The following is a 22,173-nucleotide window of genomic DNA, read 5'->3' on the forward strand; positions in this document are numbered from 1 at the left end:
CTTCACTGCCCAGCTTCGCCGAGGTGCACGAGTGTCGCCAGGCAGGGTTCCGGTTTCAGGCAGGGTTCCGGTTTCAGGCAGGGTTCCGGTTTCAGGCAGGGTTCCGGACTCAGGCCCCGACGCGCTCTGGCCAGGTGCGTTCGCCCTTGATGTAGCTCGAGAGCTCACTGAGCACCCTGTCTGCGTCTACCTGGGTGTACTCACCGGCGTCAACACCGGTCTGCAGGTCCTTCGCAAGATCGAAGACACGAGATTGGGCGTCGGCAGCGGTGTGTGCGACCAAGCCCGCCGAATCCCCGGCCCGCACGGCGAAGTCACTGGCCTGCGATCCCGTGTCGGCTGCTTCTCTGGGACCTGCGTGCAGACGGTACGAATCGCTCGGCTGCTCACCGTCGGACCCTGTGCCGTGAGAGGTTTCGTCATCGACATCGTCGCGGTCTTCGCCACGAGACCTCACCGGCACCGGAAGCTCCGTGGTCGAACCGGAGAGCGCAGGGGCTGCGCGTTTGATCGGCGGCTGTCCCGGGTTGAGGACGAAGTCGGCGATGCCAGCTGTCACCGGCGCAGTGGTGAGTACAGCGGCGAGGACGACAGCAGTGCCAGCGACCAACCGGGGGATTGATTTCATGCCTTCACTCTTTCAGACTGAGCTGTTTCCTCACTTCAATATGCCTGTGACGATCCTGAGATTCGATGGCCGATCAGTCCACACTGCCGGTCTCCAGGAGCGTGCGGAATGTGTCCTCGTCGAGGACCCTGACTCCCAGTGATTCGGCTTTGTCCAGCTTCGATCCTGCGTTCTCACCTGCCACCACATAGTCGGTCTTCTTCGACACGGAACTGACCGCCTTGCCGCCGGCGGAGAGGATCGCCTCCTTGATCCCGTCACGCGTGAATGTGCTCAGAGAGCCGGTGGCCACGATCGTGAGACCTTCCAGGGTCTGTGCGCCTGCTTCCTGTGCCTCGTCCTCCATCCGGACTCCGGCGGCAGCCCAAGCTTCGACGATCTCGATATGCCAGTCAACGGCGAACCAGTCGCGGATGCTCGCCGCGATCGTCGATCCGATGCCGTCCACGGCTGAGAGCTCTTCGAGCTCAGCGGCACGGATCGCTTCGAGTGTCCGGAAGTGTGCGGCCAGAGTGCGTGCTGCGGTCGGACCGACGTGCCTGATGGAGAGTGCGACGAGGACTCGCCACAGTTCCTGATCTTTGGCTTTGTCGAGTTCCTCGAAGAGCTTTGTCGTATTGGCGCTCGGGGCACTCGGCTTCTTCGCGGCAGCTCGCGTGTAGAAGTAGGGCACGAGTTCACGCTCCCCTGTCTCCACCCCTTTGACCTTCTTGTTCCGCCAGATCTTCACATCGGCCAAGTCTTCGGCAGTGAGGTCGAAGAGGAATGCCTCAGACGTCAGCGGCGGCTGCTCGGGCTCGGCCGGAGCGGTCAGTGCCAGCGCCGCCTCTTCGCCCAGGGCTTCGATGTCGAAGGCGGCGCGGGATGCCAGGTAGAAGATTCGGTTGGCGAGCTGTGCGGGGCATGACCGGGAGTTCGGGCAGCGTTTGTCCTTGTCCCCTGCCTTCTGCTCCCCCAGCTCGGTTCCGCATGAAGGGCAGTGAGTGGGCATGACGAACTCGTATTCGCTGCCGTCGCGCTGTGCGACCACCGGGCCGAGGACCTCTGGGATGACATCACCGGCCTTGCGCAGGGTGACCGTGTCGCCGATGAGCACACCCTTGCGGGTGACCTCGTAGCCGTTGTGCAGAGTCGCTCGTTCCACCGTGGATCCGGCGACGGTGACCGGCTCCATCACCGCGAACGGAGTGACTCGACCGGTCCTGCCCACCTGGACCTGAATGTCGAGCAGCTTCGTGGTGACCTCTTCGGGCGGGTATTTGAAGGCCGTCGCCCAACGTGGCGCACGTGAGGTGTAGCCCAGGGTCTCCTGGACGGCGATGTCGTCGATCTTGATGACGATGCCGTCGATCTCGTGGGTGACATCGTGGCGGTGCTCGCCGTAGTAGGTGATGAAGTCTTCGATCTCATGGACCGTGTCAAGCACCTTGAAGTACTCGCTGATGGGCAGCCCCCATGACCGGAACTGCTCATAGACCTCGGATTGGTGAGCAGGTTCAGGATGCGAATCATCGGCTGGGGTCCATACGGCGATGCCGTGGACGAGCATGTGCAGCGGTCGCACAGCGGTGACGGCTGGGTCCTTCTGGCGCAGGGATCCCGCAGCCGAGTTGCGGGGGTTCGCAAACGGAGCCTTGCCCTCCTCGACGAGGGCGGCATTGAGCTCGGTGAACTTCTCCAGCGGGAAGAACACCTCACCGCGGATCTCGACCTCGGCGGGTGGGAAGTCGGTGTCGAGGTGATCGGGGATATCGGAGATGGTGCGGACATTGGCGGTGATGTCCTCTCCGATGCGGCCGTCGCCGCGGGTGGCGGCGCGAACGAGTTCGCCGTTGCGGTAGAGGAGGTTGACGGCGAGTCCGTCGATCTTGAGTTCGCAGAGGAACTTCGACCTCGCCGAGGTGGCCGCGCGGACCCGGTCGTACCATCCCCTCAGCTCCTCGAAGTCGAAGACATTGTCGAGGCTGTACATCCGACCGATGTGCTCGACCGGATCGAAGGTCGAGGTGTCGACGCTGCCGCCGACGGTCTGCGTCGGTGACGAGTCTGTGACGAGTTCGGGGAACTTCTCCTCGAGGTCTTCGAGCCTGTGGACGAGTTCGTCGTATTCAGCGTCGGAGACGAGCAGGGAATCCTGGTAGTAGGCGGCGCGCTGGGCTTCGATCTTCTCAACGAGATCAGCATGAGCCTGAGCACGGGCGGTGGCATCCGACAGGTCTGAGTTCGCGGTGGCCCCTGAACTCGCGGAACGGTCGGACTTGTCGGGCGTTGCGGTCATTCGATCTCCTCAAAGGCACGCCGCAGGCCTGCGGCGATCATCATCGTTCCCCTGCTGATGTTCTTCGCACCGTCCCCTTCGACCGAGGTCAGCAGGGGCGGATAGGTCATCGGAAGCTCTTCGCCTGTGAGGACTCCGAAATCGCGCAGACTCTTCGCACTCATGCCGATGCGGTTCCACGGCGTCATGATCCGATTCAGCCAGTGCTTCACCTCCTGCGGTCTCGAACCTGCGGCAGGTGGCAGCCCCATCCAGGTCCCGATCCCGGCTTCGGAGATCATGGCCAGCTGTTCCCAACCCTGTGCCTTCAGGGTAGCCAACGGAACTGACACGGCGGTGGCACCGGAGTTGCGGACCACCTCGGCGGCGGTGATCTCCTTGCCTTGCAGCTGCAGGGGGTCGAAATCGGGGAGGCTGAGCAGCACCGGAGGCAGGTGGCGCAGCGTCGACTGCAGGGCAGCGTAGACCTGGGTCTCGTTGACCGCGGGCAGGGTGGCCCAGCCGGAGACCGTGGGCCACGTGCCCGTGAGCACCGGATGCAGGCGGGTCTCGACGAGACGCATCACCGGCTGCATGCCGAGTGTCGAGAGTTTATCGGCGAAGGCGGCAAGACCGAAGGCATAGGCCTGGATGACATCGCGGCGTGCGCCGAGGTCGCCGAGCACAGGAGCCCCGGATGTCAGGCTCAGCGCGGTGACCAGGGTCCAGGGTCCAGGCAGGGAGATCTGGACCCCACCGGTGTAGCCGTCCCCGTATTCGGCGATGGCGTCGAAGGCCTCGCTCAGTGCCGAGGACTCGAGTCGTTCGTCTCTCCCCGCTGCGCTCGTCAGTCGCCAGCCGAAGGAGGCCCGGTCGACGTGGAGGTCGGTCAGCAGCCCGACTGCACGACCGATCGCGTCGGCACCCCACCGGTCCTCGGCTCGGTGGGCGCTCAGCGGCACCGGTGGCAGCTGCTCACCGAGGTGGGTGAAGGCCGCCGCGGCCGCCTCACGAACAGGGCTGTTCGCGATGTATCCAGAAGCACCGGACATGGAGCCGGGCCCGGTCTCTGCTCTGGGGCCTGGGATCCAGACTCCGGTGGTCGTACCTGCCGGGCCGAGGGTGGTTGGAGTCTCGACCGGTTCAGCCATGGTTGCGGCTGCGTGGGATTCCGAAGACGTCGGCATAGAACCCGAACTCGCTTTCCAGGGAATCGATGATGGTTTCGGCGCGGACGAATCCGTGGGATTCACCCTTGTACAGACGGTAAATGTACTCCACTCCGGTCAGTTCCAACATATCGACGAATTCTTGGGCCTGACTGGGCGGGACGATCGGGTCCCGATCGCCTTGCATGATGGCCACCGGAACGTTGATCTGACTCGTCCGTCGAATCGGTGACCGAGTGATGTAGGCGTCCTGTGCCTCCGGCCATGGGCCGACCAGACCGTCGATGTAATGCCTCTCGAAGTCGTGGGTGTCGACGACGAAGCGCATCAGGTCGGTGACCCCGAAATAGGAGGTGCCGCAGGCGAAAGCCTCTGATGAGGCCAGCGCCGACAGCACGGTCCATCCACCGGACGAGGCCCCGGAGATCGCGATGCGGTGAGGGTCGGCCAGCCCCTCGGCCACAAGAGCCTCGAGAGCGGCGAGGGTATCGGAGACGTCGACGATTCCCCACTGTCCGCGCAGGCGGTCGCGCCATCTGCGCCCGTATCCGGTCGAGCCGCCGTAGTTGACCTCCATCACGCCGATTCCTCGGGAGGTGAAGTAGCTGGACCGGGCCGACATGTCAGGGGTCGCCTGACCTGTCGGTCCGCCGTGGATGGAGATCACATAGGGCGGAAGTTCACGGTCGAGGGCGGTGAATCGCGGGTTGTGCGGTGGGTGGATGACGACGGGGACGCCGCCGAGCTCCCGGGTGCGGGGGCGAGAATAGTAGTCCTGATGAGCATCGAGGCGTTCCTGGGCGATCTCGATGAAGGTGCCGCTGGCCCGGTCCACGGCATACAGGGCTCCGGTCGAGTCCGCGGACTTCCCGGTCAGGAGAACATGGCTGCGGCTCAGGTCATGGAGTTCGAGGCTGCCGAACCGCTCCCCCTGCGGTCTGATCTCCTCGGCCTCACCGTCGTGCCTGGCCCTGATCAGGGAGGCGGTCGCGGATTGGGAGTGGGCCCAGATCTCCTCATCGTCGCTCAGATGCCAGTTGGTGCCCAGCTGCCACAGCGGGCCGCCGATCTCGCCGCCGGTGTCGAGGACCGGTCTCAGCGCGGAGATGTCGAGTTCCTCACCGGCGTCGATCTCCTGCTCGGAGTCCTTCGCAGCCACACGTCTGTCGCGAACAAGACAGTCGATCGGTTCGAAGTCCAATGAGTACAGCGCCCAGTGACCGTTGTGGTCGGAGCTGACGATGAGCGAGGAGTCCGAGGTGAAACCGGGCTGCAGGAGCGAAACGTCATGTCCGTGCATGACCGCGGCGACGGGAGTGTCCCGGGTGCGAACGTCGATGAGCCACAGGCTCGTCGAGTCCCAGGGCATGTTGGGGTGCTCCCAACCGATGAACGCCAGTGTGGAGCCGTCCGGGGACAGCCGGGGCCAGGCCATGAAGTGGGAATGGCGCGAGAGCACATTCGTCGTTCCGTGCCTGGTGATGAGGACGATGGCTCGTTCCCTGCGCGTAGACCGGCAGTCCTCACGTACGCACAGCAGGCCCCAACTGGTCATCGTCAGGTCCCCGTACCGGATGCGGCCCGAGGTGTCCGGGGTCAGCGCATGCGGGGCTCTGCCCGGAATGATCTGCCAGATCCGCTGGTCGGAGGCATTGACGAAGTAGATGACCTCGCTGCTGGGGTCCAAGGCCCAGGCGCCTCCCCCGTATTCGTGCACGGAGGACCTGATGTTGAACTCCGCGGGCAGCACCTGCTCCTTCAGCCCCGGATGCGACGGTGAGGTCCGGATCAGGCCGGTGCGGGAATTCTCCGCTGGAACCTTCGTGGAGAAGTAGATGTGCTCACCGCGGAACGCGGCATCGAAGATCGGTGCGGAGCCGGCAGCCACCTCCGCAGCGCTCAGCGGAGATGACCAGGTTCCGAAAGGTGCCGTGACGACATCTTGGGGAAATTCCTTCATACCCCCAGGTTAACGCAGGGGCGACAAGCACAGCCCGGACGCCGAGGCGGTCCTTGTCCTCAGACTCCGAGACGGTCCGTATCCTCAGACGCCGAGGCGGTCCTTGGCTGTCACATCGATGGTGGCCTGCCCGAGAACCCGGGTCCCGCGGTAGATGACCATGGTCTGCCCGGGTGCGACGCCGGAGAGTTCCTCGTCGACATCGATGTGCATGAGCTGTCCGGCGGGTCGTGCGGCCGGCACGTCGACCTCGTCGACGATCGGGTTCACTTCGTGCTCGGGTGCCTCGGAGATGTAGTCACCCAGCCAGGCCCGGGCCGGGACCGGGTCGCTGTGGGCCCGGATCTGGACCTCACAGTCGATGGCGGTCGCCGGTTCGCTGCCGATGTCTGCCGGTGCCGGTCCGGCCCATGTGGTCCGGATCCCGGTCAGGTGGGAGACCCCGAGATCGCTGCGGGAGCCCACCGTGACGGTGTTCGAGGCCGGGTCGAGGCCGGTGACGAAGCGCGGCTGACCATCGGCGGCGGGCTTCTCGATGCCCAGGCCCTTGCGCTGGCCGATGGTGTAGGTCATCGCACCGTCGTGTTCGCCCAGGGTCTCACCCTCGGCGTCTTTGATGAGGCCCGGGCGCATAGGGATCTTGTCCGCCAGCCACGCCTTCGTGTCGCCATCGGGGATGAAGCAGATGTCGTAGGAATCAGGCTTGTTGGCCACGGAGAATCCGCGCTCGGCAGCCTCGGCGCGGACTTCTGCCTTCGACGCGGTCGCGCCGATCGGAAAGTAGCAGTGCTCGAGCTGATCGCCGGAGAGCACACCGAGGACGTAGGACTGGTCCTTCGCGAGATCCTCGCCTCGGTGGAGTTCCGGTCGCCCGTCCTCGTCGCGCAGCACCTCGGCGTAATGGCCTGTGGCGATGGCGTCGAAGCCCAGTGCCAGGGCACGGTCGAGGAGGGCCGCGAACTTGATGCGCTCATTGCAGCGCATGCACGGATTGGGTGTGCGTCCGGCCGCATACTCGGCGATGAAGTCATCGACGATGTCCTCTTTGAACCGTTCGGAGAAATCCCACACATAGAACGGGATATCGAGCATCCCGGCCACACGGTGGGCGTCCCTGGAGTCTTCGATGGTGCAGCAGCCGCGTGAACCTGTACGCAGGGTACCGGGCATGCGGGACAGGGCGAGGTGGACGCCGACGACTTCGTGGCCGGCGTCGACGGCACGTGCCGCGGCGACTGACGAATCGACTCCGCCGGACATGGCGACGAGAATTTTCATGATGCTCCTTGCATCCAGCGCGGAGTGGCCGAGACCATTCCGGCCTGGTGTGCTTGTTCGACGACCTCGGGCAGAACCGCGAGAAGACGATCGACCTCTTCTTCGGTCGAGTCGTGGCCGAGGCTGAATCGTTGGGCTGATCTGGCGACGTCTTCCTCCATGCCGCAGGCCAGCAGCACATGGGAGGGACGTGAGACCCCGGCCGAGCAGGCCGAACCCGTCGAGGTCGCCAGTCCTCTCGCATCGAGGCCGAAGAGCAGGGAGTCGCCCTCACATCCGGAGAACGTGAAGTGCGCGTTCGCGGGAAGCCTGCCCCCACCTCGGCGACCGGACAGGGTGGCGTTGGGGATGGTGTCCTCAATGCCAGCGATGAGCCGGTCGCGCAGGAATGAGAAGCGGGCCGCTCGTGCCTCGATGTCGGCGGTGGCGAGTTCGACGACCTTGGCGAAGGCCACGGCACCGGCGACGTCAAGTGTGCCCGAGCGGACGCCGCGTTCCTGTCCCCCACCGTGGAGGATCGGTGCGGGGGCGGCACCGCGGTCGAGCAGCAGTGCACCGATGCCCACGGGTCCGCCGATCTTGTGAGCGGTGATCGACATGGCGGTGGCACCGAGGTCGGCGAAGTTCAGCGGAATCTGGCCCAAAGCCTGCACTGCATCGATGTGGAAGGGAACACCGAGCTCCTTGGCGACTGCACCGATTTCGGCGATCGGCTGGACGGTGCCGATCTCATTGTTCGCGGCCATGATGGAGATGAGTGCCGTGCTCTCTGGGGCGCGGCGCAGTTCGGCCAAGGCCGCGTCGAGGTCGAGGCGTCCTTCTTCGTCGACGTCGAGGTAGACGATCTCGGCACCCTGACTGGCCAGCCATTCCACGGAGTCGAGGATCGCATGATGTTCGATCGTCGTGGTGAGCACGCGAGGGCGAACCGGTGCCTCGAAGGTGGAGTCGTTACGCGAGAGGTAGAGACCCTTGAGTGCGAAGTTGTCGGCTTCAGTGCCGCCGGAGGTGAAGATGACCTCGGATGATGTTGCGGCTCCGACACCACGGGCGATGTCCTCGCGGGCGGTCTCGATGCGCATCCGTGCGGCTTGACCTACGGCATGCAGGGCCGAGGGATTGGCCCGTCGGCTCAGCTCAGCGGTGTAGACGTCGAGCACCTCTGCCGGCATCGGCGAGGTGGCTGCGTGGTCAAGATAAATCGGCACTCTCCCTATTTTAGGCCGTGAAGGGCACTTCGGCCAGGATCAGTGCCGCATCTCACCCGATACCGGGCCGCCGGCGGGCACCTGAAGTTCCGGGGCCATGTCCACGCCGACTAAACTGGGCCGGGTGTTCACCGTTTTCACCATCGTGCTCTATGCCGTCTCCGCCGTCCTGGCCATCTGGTCGATCATCGAGACCATTCGCAACCGACCCGCCGGCAAACTGCTGCTCGGTGCGACCGCTGTGCTTCTGCTGCTGCTCATCGTGCAGCTGGTTCTCTCGATCGTCACGTTCGGGTCGACCCACGGCATCGATCCGCTCCTGTACTTCGGCTACGTCATCACCGCGATCCTCGTCATCGCTCTGGCCGGCTTCTGGGCGTTCGCGGAACTGAGTCGCTGGGGGCCGGGAGTGCTCGCGGCAGCAGGACTGACGGTGATCGTCATGATCGAGAGATTGGACCAGATTTGGCAGTGAAGAAGCGAAACGACGATGGCGGTGCCCGCTCAGCGGCTGCCTTGGCGAAGAAGGAACGGGCCGCGAAGCGCAACAGCTCACCGTTCTCGGCGATGCACACCGGCCCTGGCCGGGCTCTGACGGCCGTCTACGGGGTCTTCGCGCTCTCGGCGACGGCACGCGCCGGCTACCAGGTCATCCGCGAGTTCGACGTGGCCCCGGTCGCGTACTCGCTGTCCGTGATCGCCGCCGTCATCTACATCGTGGCCACGATCTGCCTGGTCATCGGCAACCGTGCCTCGCACCGGATCGCGATCGGTGCCTGCCTCGTCGAGTTCGTGGGCGTCATCGTCGTCGGCATCCTCAGCTTCACCCATCCGGAGGACTTCGCCAAGCCCTCCGTGTGGTCATCCTTCGGCAGCGGCTACGGCTTCATCCCGCTCATCCTGCCCCTCGTCGGATTGTGGTGGCTCTACCTCGTGGGGCGCAGAATCCGCACCAGCTGAGAAGTCAGGCCCCACCTCGGCGGGGCCTGACCAGTTCTGTCACTCGCTGCGTGCAGAGACCTGCGGTCACTCGATGCGTGAGGACAGCACATTCCAGTCGGTGGACACGGCGCTCAGCTCATCGCCGGTCTTCATCAGCACATACGGGTGGGCGGTGTCGACCTTGACGGTGTTTCCATCCTTGTCGTTGGTTTTCACCGCTTCGATGGTGTCGCCCAGATCGACCGAATAGTCGTCGGGGACCTCGATCGTCAGGGTGCAGCGGACCTCGCCCATTCCGATGGCGCCGTGCTCGGTGCTCAGGGTCATCGAGTTGAAGTCGAGCTTCTCATAGGGCTTGCAGGAGATATCGACCTTGTCAAATCCCGAGTCCTTGCCCCGCAGGTCACCCAGGTAGCCCCTGAAGTCCTTGAACCCGCCTTCCTTGAGCCCTTCGGCATCCGCGGCGTCGGCCTTGCCGTCGACGAGGAACTTCGAGACCTGGTCCGCGGTCGTCGTCATCTCCTTGTCGAATCCCTTTGGGCCGGGCTTGACGGCCCCGTTCCCGTCGGCCATCAGCGTCGGCATCTGATCGCTCGGGATGTAGGAGGCAGTGCGCACGATCGGCTCGGTCGAGGCGGATTCTCGGGTTGCCAGCTGGACCTGTGTGAGCTTCGCGTCCCCTTTTGCGGTGCCGAATGCGTAGAACCACATCGGGTACTCGGTGAAGCTCGGGCTGCCGGCGACGACCTCGCTGAAGTTCGGTGCCCGCAGCTTCTGCTTCGCCTTCTTCGCGATCTGCATCTGTGCGCGGGTCCGATCGATCAGGGGCTCGCCCTGAATCTTTTCGAGATCGTTGCCTCCATCGTTGAGGATCTCATCGAGTGATTCGGTGTAGCCGGTCATGAATTCCCCGGCCTCACCCGGGCGCATCGCCGCGCGCTCATAGGGCGTGATGTCTGGGCTGTGCGGCTGCGCCACCGGCAGCGCGGTGCATCCGCTCAATGCCAGCCCGGTAGTCAGCGACGCGGCCGTGACGATGCGCAGCGATCGTCTGCCCCGTGAGTTCGCCCGCCGAGGTGGCTGCGCACTCGCGCCGCCAGGGTTCTTCACGAGACGCGAGCTCCGCACCCTGCCGGTATTCGTCATAGGCCCGTGGGGGTCAGTCCCAGCGCCGGGGCCCGGGCCGGCACCGGGCCCTGGGCCTGGGCCTGGACCGCGACCGGTCTTTCGGGCGACCGACCGCTTCTTCTCGGGTCGGATGCGTCCGTTGAACCAGCGCAGGAAGAAGTAGGCGCCGAATCCGGCCAAGATGATGCCCAGGGCGATTCCGACCAGGCTCAAAGCCAGGACTCCCTCCACCCGCATCCTCAGCGAGACCGTGGTTCCATCAAGATTTTCGCCCTCGTCCGCGGCGGCGATGACCAGGACCTGCGGGTCGGCGTCGAGGTCGAAGGTCTTCGCCACCTTCTCTCCTGTGTCCTTGCTGGTCCACCAGTCCCTGTCGGTGAGCGTCACCTCGGGAGCGGCGTCACCGGGGATGAACCGGTGCTCGACGGTGTTGGGGAACTCGACGTTGCTGATCTGCTCCTGCGCCACCCCGTCGAGGATGCTGTCGGTATCGACGCCGTTGGCCGTGCCGACGAACAGTTTCTTGCCATCAGCGTTCGCGGCCTCAACGGTCACGTTGGAGCCCGAATAGGGAACGATCGCCTCGTCGAGGACGACAGCGTGGGCGCCGTCCTTGACCGTGAAGTCCTTGGTCTCCGTGACCTCGTCGGTGCCGACGACGGACAGCGCGGAGATGACCAGTACTGCCACGATCACCGCTGCGAACGCGAACAGTATGGCTGTGGTGAGACGGATTCTCTGGATCAGAACAAGGCCCTCATCAATGCTGTGCGTGCCTTGGTCACGGCCGGATCATCCGCACCCAGGACTTCGAAGAGTTCGAGAACCCGCAGTCGCAGCGCTTCCTTCTCGTCGCCCGCGCTGACGCGGATCAGCGAGATCAGTCGGTTGAAGGCACTGCTCGGGTTGCCTCCGACGATCTCTGCGTCGGCAGCCGCCTTGGCCGCCTCGGCGTCCTTCGGGTTCGCATCTGCGGTGGCGATGAGCTGCTGCGGATCGGCGTCGATGAGGCGGCGGCCCAGCCCGGCTCTGGCCAGACCGAACTTGGCTTCCTCATCGGCCGGTGACGCGGCCAGAGCTGTCTTGAACAGGGATTCGGCGGTGTCGAAGTCTCCCCGGCTCAGCGCCTCTTCGGCCTCCGGGTGGGCAGGGCCTGCTGGTTCCTGCTCGGCACCGGCGACGACGGCGTGTCCGGTGACGCCGTTCTCCCCGGCGAGCTTGAGCAGCTCATCGAAGTAGGCCTTCACCTGCTGCTCGGGCAGTGCACTCTGGAACAGAGGGACAGGCTGACCTTTGACAATGGCGATGATGTTCGGGATCGACTCGACGCCGAAGGCCTGCTGGAGTCGCGGATTGGCATCGACGTCGACCCGAGCCAGGACCAGTCGGCCGCCGAAGGATTCGACGACCCGCTGGACGATCGGCGAGAGCTGCTTGGCTGCTTCGCTCCGGTCCGCCCACAGGTCGATGACGACGGGAACCCGATCCGACATTGCGACGACCTCGGTGAAGCTGGCCTCGTCGACGTCGAAGGTCAGCGCCGGCACGGCAACCGCATTCGGGTCAGCAGGTCCGCCGGCGGCCTGTCCTTGTCCACCGCCCTGCTCCTCATGGGGCAGGTTTCTGCTGCGCACCGCGGACAGATCGAGTCCTTGGTTGGGCTGCGTGTTGTCCTGCGAGGGATCCATTGACACGTGGTCTCCTTTGTTGCGGGAAGTGCGAATTTCTAGGGTGGGCGTCCGTCGGGAGCTCCCCGGTCCAGACGTTAGTCGGGGACTCTCAAGCTCGGACGGTGCTGATGACATCCAGCATAGAACGTATCAACACCCCCGGGCCTGCGACTATTCTTCCGGTTCGGACTATTCCAGTTCGGCTCCGCTGAGAGTCTCCAGTCCGCCGATGAGGCGCGCCTTGCCGTCCTTGGGCACGAGGAACGTCAGGGCCTGAGTCGTCTTCGTCGTCACCGGCTGCTGGGTGCTGTCGGATCCGGTCAGCTCCTTCTGTGGGCTCGAGAGCGTCAGGGTTCCGGTGCGTCCGTCGACGGATTCCGGAGAGATCGTGGACTCAGCCTCGATGACTCCGGTGACGACAGCGGCATCGCCTGCAGTTCCCTGCGCGACGATCTCCTTGCCGGGGGTGTACTTGTACTTGACTTCGGCCTTGCCGTCTTCTGCACTCTGCTTCTGCGCCTGCTGGTTCTTCCAGATCGACTTCGAGAAGTCATCGGACTCGAACTTCTTCGCTTCCTTCGAGTCCTTTCCCGAGCCCAGTGCCTTGGCGTAGTCGGACACTGCCTTCTCCGGTGTCATCGCGAAGTCCTTGGTCTTGGGATCAAGGAGCTGCGAGCCCTGCCTGGCATCGGGGATCTCCGGCAGTTCTGTGCCCGGGACCAGCTGGGTCTGCGACCACAGCTTGTAATCGGAGCGCGGATCTTCCTGAGTCAGCACGAGCAGCTGGGTGTCTTTGCCCGCCGAGGTGATGAGGCTGGTCATGCGCGGCCAGGAGTCGGTGGCCGCGGTGTAGTTGACGACGACCTTCTCATTGGCCACTGCCGGCGGCAGCTTCTGATCCTTGACCTTCTTCTTCACCTTGTAGGCGTCCTCGCGCTGCTGCAGGGCAGGCCCTGTGGCGCTCTTCTTCAGCTCGGTGCTGTCTGTGCCCTTGTCGGCTGCCTTGATGTCTTCGGCCACGGAGTCGAGGATCCGTTTGGCCTGGTCGTCATTGACTCCGGCTGCGGCAGAGCTCGGGGCCTCCGAAGGCTCAGGCTTGGGCAGCTCTTCAGGCCCGCAGGCGCTGAGAGCCAGAACCGGAACGATCGCGAATGCGGTTCCGTATTCCGCCAGCTTGCGACGGCGCTCCTGACGGGCCGTGCGCCGGGTCTTCTCCTTCTTCGCGCTGTTGCGGTTGAAGAAGAGGACGACGATGCCGCCGACGAACAGCGCACCGCCGATGATCATCAGCGGAATTGCCCACGGGGTCTCCGCATGGTTGGGCCAAGAGATGGTGACGGTCTTGACGTCGCCTGGCTCGCCGCTGCCGGCGATGAGGAAGCCTGTCCGGTTCGCGTCGTCGGTCCAATCAAGGGTCACGGAGTCGGTTCCGGTGACTTCGGAGGTCCAGAGGTCCGCCCCGGCCGGGTTGGGCACCTTGGCCTTGCCGTCCTGGGCCTTCACCGTCAGTTTGCCCTCGGGTGCCAGACCGGTCACATGCGCCGAGGCTGAGTCGCCCACCCAGGCATCGACGTTCTCGGCGGGCGCCTGAGCGATCGTGAGATCTCCCGAGCCCTTGACTTCGAGTGTTGCGGGGGTTTCGTAGAGATTGAGCATGCCGGGGTCGATGACGACGGCCGGTGTGTCTGCATCGATCTCTGTGGTCGCGGTGATCTGGTCGTCCGGCGCCCACAGGGTCTTCTGCAGAATACCGAGGCCTCCGACAACGACACCCACCACCATGAGAATCACAGCAAGTGTGTAGCGCACGTACGAACCCTTCCCTCAACAAAGTGTCTTCTGGCCCCACGTTGACTCGTGAGACAGTCCAAGTTTAAGTCACTGCGCGCGTATTGGTTTTGTGCGTGTACTCAGCGTGTGTCGGTGCGCACAGCCGGACGGAATGCTCAGAGCCGCCACTCTGCCTTAAGCTGGGCTGGTGAGCAACGACAAAATTGTGTGGATCGACTGTGAAATGACCGGCCTCGACGAAGTCAGGGACGAGCTCATCGAAGTGGCGGCTGTCGTCACCGACTTCGACCTCAACCCCCTCGACGAGGGCATCGACGTCGTCATCAAGCCCTCGGCCGCGGCCCTGGAGAACATGAACGACTTCGTCACCCAGATGCACACGAACTCCGGACTCATCACCGAACTCGATGCCGGCACGACCGTCACCGAGGCGCAGACCCAGGTGCTCGAGTACATCAAGAAGCACGTCCCGGAGTCGGGCAAGGCACCGCTGGGCGGCAACTCGGTGGGCACCGACAAGGTCTTCCTCACGAAGCAGATGCCCGAGCTCGTCGATCACCTCCACTACCGGATCATCGACGTGTCCTCGATCAAGGAACTGAGCAAGCAGTGGTTCCCCCGCGCCTACTTCCAGTCCCCAGAGAAGCATGGCGGCCATCGCGCACTCGGCGACATCCTCGACTCGATCGTGGAGCTCCAGTACTACCGCCGGGCCGTCTTCTCCGCCGAAGGACCCACATCGGACGAGGCGAAGTCCATCGCCGCCGAGGTGAGCTCGCACATCTCCCGCTGAATCAGCCTGAGATCCATTCGCCGCTTCAGGCAATCATGTGAAATGATGATTTCATCATGCCACTAAGTCATCTGCAGCGCCCCCTCTATGAGGTCAAGGCGAACCTGTTCAAAGGGTTGGCCCACCCCTATCGGATTCGGATCCTCGAGCTCCTTGCCGGTGCTCCCGAGGTCAGTGTCACCGACCTGCAGTCCGAGACCGAGCTCGAAGCCTCCCACCTGTCTCAGCACCTCGCCGTTCTGCGCCGACACCGCCTGGTCGAATCCGAGCGGCGGGCCAGTCATGTCTACTACCGTCTGGCCGACCGACGCACCGCCGAGCTGCTCTCCGTGGCCCGGTCACTGCTGCTGTCGATGCTCGAATACGACGAGGGTCGTCTGGCCGAGGCCCAGACGCTGCCGCAGATTCCAGGCGGCCCCGCGTCCGCCGGCGAGTCCGCTTCATGAGTTCGTCCCCCACCGCCTCGGCGGCCGTACTCAGCGGCCTGAGACGGGCACGCTCACTGCTGCCTGGCGTCTCTGACTACGGCGAGACCCGCCGGTCGTGGCCGAAGGACCTCGTCGCCGGCGTCACCGTCGGCATCGTCGCACTTCCGCTGGCGCTCGGCTTCGGTGTGAGCTCAGGACTCACCGCGGAGCAGGGCCTGATCACTGCAATCGTGGCGGGCCTCCTCGCTGCGGTCTTCGGCGGTTCGCATGTTCAGATCTCAGGGCCGACCGGCGCCATGGCCGTCGTGCTCGTGCCCATCGTCGCCACCCAGGGCGCCGAGGCTGTGGTGACGGTGACGCTCATCGCCGGGATCATCGTCGTCGCCGCCGGACTGCTGCGTCTGGGACGTGCGGTCTCTTTCATCCCCTGGCCCGTGATCGAGGGATTCACCCTGGGAATCGCGGCCATCATCTTCTTGCAGCAGATCCCATTCGTCACGACTGCGACCGATGCGCAGCCTGGTGAGCACAGCACGAATGCACTTGTCGCGGCCGGTCAGCTCATCGGCGAGGCCGACTGGTCCTATCTGCCCTACTCGCTGACGGCGGTCGCGATCGTCGTCGCATGCATGGTCATCGCGCCGAAGATCCATCCCTCGATCCCCGGATCGCTCGTCGGCATCATCATCGTCACGGTCCTTGCCGCACTCCTCCCCAACCCCCTCGCGACCATCGGAGAGATTCCACGATCGCTGCCGCTGCCCAGCATCCCCGACATCGACCTCGGCGCCATCGGCGGGCTGCTGCCGGCCGCGGGAACGATCGCCGCGCTGGCCGCCATCGAATCGCTGCTCTCTGCCCGTGTGGCCTCTTCCATGTCGGCCTCCGGTGCCTGCCGTCCCGACCGGGAGCTCGTCGGACAGGGAATCGCGTCGATCGGCTCTTCGCTCTTCGGCGGCATGCCCGCCACCGGCGCGATCGCCCGCACCTCTGTCAATATCCGTGCCGGTGGTCGCACCAGGCTGGCATCGATCGTGCACGCCCTCGTCCTGCTCGCCATCGTCCTCGCCGCAGCCGCACCGGTGGGGCAGATTCCCCTCGCGGCTCTGGGCGGAGTCCTCTTCGTCACCGCCGTGCGGATGGTTCACCTGACCACGGTCCGAGCCATCATGCGCTCGACGCGCTCAGACGCAGTCGGCTTCATCGTCACCGCGCTGATCACGATCTCCTTCGACCTCATCATCGCCGTCGGAATCGGAATGGCCGTGGCTGCCGCTTTTGCTCTGCGCAACCTCTCTCGGACGACCGGAGTCACGATCGAAGAAGTCTCCGCCGGAGCCTCCGCACATCCTGGCGATGACTCGATCACGATCGTGCGCTTCTATGGGCCGCTGTTCTTCGCCTCATCCGACCGCATCTTCGACGAAGTCATGGAGCTGGACGGAAACGCGGTGGTGATTCTGCGGATGTCCCAGCTCGAACTCGTCGATGCCTCCGGCGCCCGCATCCTCGCCGAGGTGGTGCACGCCTTCGAAAGCCGCGGGATCACGGTGCTCATCAAGGGGGTCAAGGACTCCCACGTCGATCTGTTCCGGCACGTCGGGGTCCTTCGCGCACTCAGGGACAACAGGCATCTCTTCGATGATCTGCCCAGTGCGATCGAGCATGCCCGCTCACATGTGGAGCGGGCATCGGCTCGAAGCTGAACCGCGCCTCAGCTGGTCTTCTTCGCCGGCTGGGCGAAGACCGAGGACGGGAAGGCCCCTGACTGCGCCAGCACCTTGATCAGACTGCGGCTGGGAGACACGAGTGCCTCGATCTCCTCATCGGTCAATGCTGACCAGGCGGCGGCCACGGTGCCGTCGGTGAGCTGTTCGACCTGTTCCTTCAGGTCACGTCCTGCATCGGTGATGGCAGGCAGGTCGAAGCCGCGTTCGTCTTCACCGACGGTGAGGAGACCGGCTTCGGCCAGGCGTGCCTGCGCAGCCTTCCATTCCTCATCGGTGTATCCGCGGGTCTTCTGTGCCGCACGCGGTTTGAAGGAGGCACCCGTGGCGACGTCGAGCATAAGTGCGTCGATGCCCGGAACACCCGCAGTCACGAGCGAGGCGACATGACCGTCGCCGCGGAATTCCCTGGCGATGGTGGCCACGTTCCACAGCTGCTCGAATGCGGTCTTCGGCTGATGCGCGGCCAGTGCGTCTGCCGTGGCCTGGGCCAGTGCCCTGCCCGAGAAATCCATGTTCGCCAGCACCGGGGCCATGGCCGTAGCCAGGTCCGTGGCCGCCTCGGTGAGCAGTGCGATGTCCTCGCGAGCGTCGATGAGCTCGGCCATGAAGGCGGTCACTGCATCGAAGCGCACCTGCACCATTGTCTCGGGAGAGACCTTGTCCCACAGCTTCGGGAACTGGGTTGAGAGGTAGGAATGTGAGTAGTTGTAGTAGGCGGCGCTGACGACGCCGGCGTTCACACGACCCAACGGGGCAGATCGTGCCACCAGATTCCCTTCGACCCCGGGCTCGAGTCCGTGCTTGGCATATTCCCGGCCCACGGTCTCGGAGAAGTACATGGCCGAGTGGAATGAGTTGAGGCGGGAGGAGACGGTCCTGATGTTCTGCGTGCGCTGCGAGTTCATGGTGCCAATCCTAAGGTCAGGTGGTCGCATCTTCCGGTCAACGATCAGCTGCGTCGATGCCTGTGGTCGTGGCGAACCAGTGGATGTGGGCCGCGCATTCGCGCCGGGCCCGGTCGGCATCGCCGACGAGAATGCTGTCGAGGAGACCGGCGTGTTGCCTCGTGAGTTCGGCCTGCACCCAGGGCCAGTCGTCGGTGGCGTCGGCAGCCGCGGAGACATAGTCGAGGATACTGCTCGACAGTGAGGCGAGGATGATGTCGGTGACCGGATTTCCTGCCGCGGCACACAGTTCACGATGGAATCTGGCGTCGAGATCATGGAAGCGCTCTTTGTCGATGCCGGGGTCGCGCATCTCGGCCAGGAGTTCACCGGCTCGCCTGAGGTTGACATCGCTGGGTCCAGGTGCCCGTGCATTCGGACCGGCCTCGTCTTGGGCGACGGCCTTCGCGGCGCTGGCGACTGCTTCGGATTCGAGGACGACGCGCGTCGTCAGCACGTCTGCGGGGACGATATGCCGGGCCGAGACATGAAGCTTCAGTGCCCGTGACAGGCCCACCGCAGGTTCGGAGACGATGACCGATCCGGCTCCTGGTCCCGATCCGACAGCGGAGCGGATGAGGCCGACGGCGTCGAGGATGCGGATGGCCTCTCGCACACTCGACCGGGAGACGTCGAAGCGCTCGGCCAGACTCCTCTCCCCCGGCAGCCGATCTCCGAGGGTGAGGCTGCCGTCGAGGAATGCACGCTCGATTCCGGCAAGGACAATTTCATAAGCCCTATTCATCGTAATTGCCCTTTCACCGTCCGCGAGTTCGGCAGCACGCCCGGTATCTGCGCGGTCGTCGACGGCATCAGCGCCGAGGTCTTTGCTGGGACATCCCCCTATGTTATGGTCTGACCACATTTGTGACAAGAACCACTTCCGTCGCATTCGAGCGGTCCCCGCTCAGGGATCATGCCCCGGATCCGATTCTTGGCACTGCAGGCAACTCGGCTTGGAGGTCAGATGAAGATCGCACTGTTCGCCACGTGCATCATCGATGCCATGTATCCGGAGGTCGCGCAGGCGACTGTGACGATTCTGCGCAGGCTGGGTCATGAGGTGATCTTCCCCGAGGGTCAGACCTGCTGCGGCCAGATGCACATCAACTCGGGAAAGTTCGCGCAGGCCGAACCCGTGATCGCCGCCCACGCCCGCGCCTTCTCCAGCACCGAATGGGATCTCGCCGTCGCACCCTCGGCCTCCTGCGTGGCCTCCCTGGGACATCAGCAGCCCATGGTCGCCAGGCGGATGGGCAATGAGGCTCTGGCCACGGAGGCTGCCGACATCGCTGGACGCACCTACGAACTCTCCCAGCTGCTCACCGATGTCTTAGGAATCGTCGATGCCGCCACTGATCTGGGATCGTATTTCCCGCACCGGGTGACCTACCACCCTTCGTGTCACGGGATGCGCCTGCTGCGCCTCGGCGACCGGCAGAGCGATCTGCTGCGTTCGGTGGAGGGGATCGACTACGTCGAACTTCCCCTGGCCGACGCCTGCTGCGGATTCGGTGGGACATTCTCGGTGAAGAACCCCGAAGTGTCCTCGGCGATGCTCGCAGACAAGATTCGGACCGTCCAGTCCACCGGCGCCGAGGTGTGCACCGGCGGAGACGCGTCCTGTTTGCTCCACATGGGCGGCGGAATCTCCCGATTCCAACGCACGGGGAACTTCGAGGGCACCCCCGACGTCACTGCGGTGCATGTGAAGCAGACGAGCGGCAGAGTGGGAGCCGATGACACCACCGATGGCCTCACCGCGGTCGTCGGAGCCGATGACGACGACCATCGTGTCCCCGGCGAACAGGGCACGCGGCCGCAGGAACCGAGCCTGCAGCAGTCGGGCCTGAGAGTCGGACAGTCGACGGTCCACCTGGCCCGGATCCTGGCGTCGACGAAGGAGGACCCGCTTCGGGTCCAGAGTGAAGGAGCAACCGTGAGCGGAGGGAGTCTGCGATGACTTTTCTGGGAATGCCGCTGCTGCGGTCCACACGTCACGACGACCAGGAGATCCCGGGCGGACAGGGCAACATCGTCGAAGACGAGTCCTTCGCGAAGGTCTCGCACCAGCACCTGTCGAATCAGCAGCTGCGCAACAACATCGGACATGCGACCGCCACGATCCGCGACAAACGCTCCGAGGTCGTCGCCGAACTCGACGATTGGGAGGCCCTGCGCGAAGCAGGCTCTCGGGCAAAGAACCAGGTGATGGAGAACCTGCCCGAGTATCTGGCGCAGTTCGAGAAGAACTTCACCGCTGCCGGCGGAGTCATCCACTGGGCCCGGGACGCCGATGAGGCCAACGCCATCGTCACCGAGCTCGTCGAGGCCAACGCTCCTGTGCTCGAGTCCGGCCGTCGCGAGGTGATCAAGGTGAAGTCAATGGCGACCCAGGAGATCGGACTCAATGAGCACCTCGAGACCCAGGACATCGACGCCTTCGAAACCGACCTGGCCGAACTCATCGTCCAGCTCGGCGACGATCAGCCCAGCCACATCCTGGTGCCCGCCATCCACCGCAACCGTGACGAGATCCGCGACATCTTCATGGAGAAGATGCCCGATGCAGGAGAACTGACGAATGAGCCCGCGGTCCTCGCGGAGGCGGCCCGGAGGCATCTGCGACACAAGTTCCTGACCACGAAGGTCGCGATCTCCGGAGCGAACTTCGGCATCGCCGACACCGGGACGCTCGGCGTCGTCGAATCAGAGGGCAACGGCCGCATGTGCCTGACCCTGCCGGAGACGCTGATCACGGTGATGGGCATCGAGAAGCTGCTGCCCAGCTTCGACGATCTCGAAGTCTTCCTGCAGCTGCTGCCACGCTCCTCGACCGGGGAGCGGATGAACCCCTACACCTCGTTCTGGACGGGAACTACCCCCGGCGATGGCCCCCAGAACGTCCATCTCGTCCTCCTCGACAACGGACGCACCCGTGCCCTGGCCGATGAGCACGGGCGCAGCGCGCTGAACTGCATCCGATGCTCGGCCTGCATGAACGTCTGCCCCGTGTATGAGCGCACCGGCGGGCATGCCTACGGGTCGACGTATCCGGGTCCGATCGGTGCGATCCTCTCGCCGCTGATGACCGGCGTCGAAGCCGAGGAGAACGGCTCGCTGCCCTATGCCTCGAGTCTGTGCGGGGCCTGCTACGACGTATGCCCGGTCAAGATCAACATCCCGGAGATCCTCGTCCACCTGCGCGGCGAGGACGTCGAGGCCAACCACTCCCCCGTCTCCTCCCAACTCGACGCGGCACTCACCGGTGCCTCATGGATGATGAGCGATGGCAAGAGGATGGCCGCAGCCGAATCCGGTCTGCCGATCGCCCACGCGGTGGCCGGGGACAAGCAGATCAACTCTCTGCCCGGAATCGCCGGGGCATGGACCTCGAGCCGCGATATCCCCGCCCTGCCGGAGAAGAGCTTCAGACAGCTGTGGGCCGAGGATGAGGCCCGCGCAGAGGGAGAGGACGACGAGAGATGACGGACACCGCACGCGAAGAGATCCTGGGCCGCATCAATCAGGCCCTCGGTCGCCGAGGTGGGGGCGAGTACGTCTCGTCTGCTTCCGGGACCGTCCCCGCAGCTTCGTCCTCAGCCACCGGACACGCCGGCTCGCACGAAGGCACCGAGGAGAACACGGACCCGGGGGCTCCCGTTGCCGGCGGCGGCACCGTCAATCAGAGTGCGGACTATCTCCGCACGGGCACGCATGAGGGTGAGGAACTCGTCGAACTCCTCGTGGACCGGTTGGAGGACTACAAGGCCAACGTCCACCGCGTCAGCGGGGATCCTGCCGCAACCATCGCGGGACTCCTCGACTCGGGGTCGAACATCGTCGTCCCACGCGGGCTCGACGATTCCTGGCTGCAGTCATTCACCGGTGACATCTCGGTCGATTCTCCCGGTCAGGAACTGTCCATCCCCGAACTCGACGCACAGGCGGCAGTGGTGACCGCCTCGGCGGTGGCGATCGCACAGACGGGAACCATCGTCCTCGACGGATCGGCGGAGTGTGGCAGGAGGGCGATCACGCTCGTGCCCGATCATCACGTGTGCGTCGTCCGCGTCGCCGATATCGTCGACATCGTCCCCGAGGGGGTCGCACGTCTGACTCCGGATGCGGCTCTGACGTTCATCTCCGGGCCCTCGGCGACGAGCGACATCGAACTCAAACGTGTCGAAGGCGTCCACGGTCCGCGCACCCTCGACGTGGTCATCGTCGATACGTGAGTCGGCCCC

Annotated in this window: 18 protein-coding genes and 1 pseudogene; 8 read left to right on the forward strand and 11 right to left on the reverse strand. The window is 64.7% G+C overall.

Annotated features, from left to right (window positions below; translation table 11 throughout):
- Positions 1–109 precede the first annotated feature (109 nt).
- From HX613_RS13790 to HX613_RS13815, 6 genes are all read right to left on the reverse strand, one after another.
- Positions 110–628 carry a hypothetical protein gene (locus HX613_RS13790; protein WP_235345840.1) on the reverse strand — a complete coding sequence of 173 codons (519 nt, stop codon included), beginning with the start codon at positions 626–628 and terminating at the stop codon, positions 110–112.
- Positions 629–701: 73 nt separating this feature from the next.
- Entirely contained in the window at positions 702–2,906 is a 2,205-nt protein-coding gene (gene ligA / locus HX613_RS13795; protein ID WP_235345841.1) for an NAD-dependent DNA ligase LigA, read from the reverse strand.
- Positions 2,903–4,036, reverse strand: a complete 1,134-nt coding sequence (locus HX613_RS13800) for a hypothetical protein (RefSeq protein ID WP_235345842.1) — start codon at positions 4,034–4,036, stop codon at positions 2,903–2,905. The genes ligA and HX613_RS13800 overlap by 4 nt, the downstream gene beginning before the upstream one ends.
- Complete coding sequence (locus tag HX613_RS13805) at positions 4,029–6,014, reverse strand: S9 family peptidase (RefSeq protein WP_235345843.1); 1,986 nt, start codon at positions 6,012–6,014, stop codon at positions 4,029–4,031. The genes HX613_RS13800 and HX613_RS13805 overlap by 8 nt, the downstream gene beginning before the upstream one ends.
- An 84-nt stretch (positions 6,015–6,098) precedes the next feature.
- Positions 6,099–7,292, reverse strand: a complete 1,194-nt coding sequence (gene mnmA, locus HX613_RS13810; RefSeq protein WP_235345844.1) for a tRNA 2-thiouridine(34) synthase MnmA — start codon at positions 7,290–7,292, stop codon at positions 6,099–6,101.
- Complete coding sequence (locus tag HX613_RS13815; protein ID WP_235345845.1) at positions 7,289–8,500, reverse strand: cysteine desulfurase family protein; 1,212 nt, start codon at positions 8,498–8,500, stop codon at positions 7,289–7,291. The genes mnmA and HX613_RS13815 overlap by 4 nt, the downstream gene beginning before the upstream one ends.
- Positions 8,501–8,624: 124 nt before the next feature.
- Between HX613_RS13815 and HX613_RS13820 the strand changes: the two genes are divergently transcribed.
- Positions 8,625–8,975: a hypothetical protein gene (locus HX613_RS13820; RefSeq protein ID WP_235345846.1), complete on the forward strand. Its 351-nt coding sequence runs from the start codon at positions 8,625–8,627 to the stop codon at positions 8,973–8,975.
- On the forward strand, positions 8,972–9,460 hold the full coding sequence (locus HX613_RS13825) for a hypothetical protein (RefSeq protein WP_442862603.1): 489 nt from the start codon (positions 8,972–8,974) through the stop codon (positions 9,458–9,460). Before HX613_RS13820 ends, HX613_RS13825 begins: the two co-directional genes overlap by 4 nt.
- Positions 9,461–9,526: 66 nt before the next feature.
- On the opposite strand, the gene HX613_RS13830 is transcribed toward HX613_RS13825, so the two are convergent.
- The 3 genes from HX613_RS13830 to HX613_RS13840 all read right to left on the reverse strand — a co-directional run bounded on the left by HX613_RS13830 (position 9,527) and on the right by HX613_RS13840 (position 14,049).
- Entirely contained in the window at positions 9,527–11,260 is a 1,734-nt protein-coding gene (locus tag HX613_RS13830) for a hypothetical protein (protein WP_235345847.1), read from the reverse strand.
- A 53-nt stretch (positions 11,261–11,313) separates the two neighbouring features.
- Complete coding sequence (locus HX613_RS13835) at positions 11,314–12,258, reverse strand: tetratricopeptide repeat protein (RefSeq protein ID WP_235346007.1); 945 nt, start codon at positions 12,256–12,258, stop codon at positions 11,314–11,316.
- A 171-nt stretch (positions 12,259–12,429) separates the two neighbouring features.
- Complete coding sequence (locus tag HX613_RS13840; protein ID WP_235345848.1) at positions 12,430–14,049, reverse strand: hypothetical protein; 1,620 nt, start codon at positions 14,047–14,049, stop codon at positions 12,430–12,432.
- A 205-nt stretch (positions 14,050–14,254) separates the two neighbouring features.
- Here HX613_RS13840 and orn point away from each other — a divergent pair, with 205 nt between their 5' ends.
- The 3 genes from orn to HX613_RS13855 are packed head-to-tail and all read left to right on the forward strand — an operon-like array spanning position 14,255 to position 16,958.
- A complete protein-coding gene (gene orn, locus HX613_RS13845; RefSeq protein WP_235346008.1) occupies positions 14,255–14,824 on the forward strand; it encodes an oligoribonuclease in 570 nt (189 codons plus the stop codon).
- 56 nt (positions 14,825–14,880) lie between these two features.
- Positions 14,881–15,270 carry an ArsR/SmtB family transcription factor gene (locus HX613_RS13850; RefSeq protein ID WP_235345849.1) on the forward strand — a complete coding sequence of 130 codons (390 nt, stop codon included), beginning with the start codon at positions 14,881–14,883 and terminating at the stop codon, positions 15,268–15,270.
- A complete protein-coding gene (locus HX613_RS13855) occupies positions 15,267–16,958 on the forward strand; it encodes a SulP family inorganic anion transporter (protein WP_235345850.1) in 1,692 nt (563 codons plus the stop codon). The genes HX613_RS13850 and HX613_RS13855 overlap by 4 nt, the downstream gene beginning before the upstream one ends.
- An 8-nt stretch (positions 16,959–16,966) precedes the next feature.
- On the opposite strand, the gene HX613_RS13860 is transcribed toward HX613_RS13855, so the two are convergent.
- Positions 16,967–17,887, reverse strand: coding sequence for an SCO6745 family protein (locus tag HX613_RS13860; protein ID WP_235345851.1), 921 nt, complete (start codon positions 17,885–17,887; stop codon positions 16,967–16,969).
- Positions 17,888–17,924: 37 nt separating this feature from the next.
- On the reverse strand, positions 17,925–18,791 hold the full coding sequence (locus tag HX613_RS13865; RefSeq protein WP_235345852.1) for a FadR/GntR family transcriptional regulator: 867 nt from the start codon (positions 18,789–18,791) through the stop codon (positions 17,925–17,927).
- Between the two features lie 102 nt (positions 18,792–18,893).
- On the opposite strand from HX613_RS13865, the pseudogene HX613_RS13870 reads away from it, so the two are divergent.
- From HX613_RS13870 to HX613_RS13880, 3 genes and pseudogenes are all read left to right on the forward strand, one after another.
- Positions 18,894–19,583 (forward strand): annotated as a pseudogene (locus tag HX613_RS13870) ((Fe-S)-binding protein); the annotation flags it as partial.
- Between the two features lie 302 nt (positions 19,584–19,885).
- Positions 19,886–21,415 (forward strand): lactate utilization protein B, encoded by a 1,530-nt coding sequence (locus HX613_RS13875; protein ID WP_442862604.1) that lies wholly within the window; start codon positions 19,886–19,888, stop codon positions 21,413–21,415.
- Positions 21,412–22,164: a LutC/YkgG family protein gene (locus HX613_RS13880; RefSeq protein WP_235345853.1), complete on the forward strand. Its 753-nt coding sequence runs from the start codon at positions 21,412–21,414 to the stop codon at positions 22,162–22,164. Before HX613_RS13875 ends, HX613_RS13880 begins: the two co-directional genes overlap by 4 nt.
- Positions 22,165–22,173 lie beyond the last annotated feature (9 nt).

The organism is Brevibacterium sp. UCMA 11754, from assembly GCF_021532275.1.
In the GTDB taxonomy this organism is placed as follows: Bacteria; Actinomycetota; Actinomycetes; order Actinomycetales; family Brevibacteriaceae; genus Brevibacterium.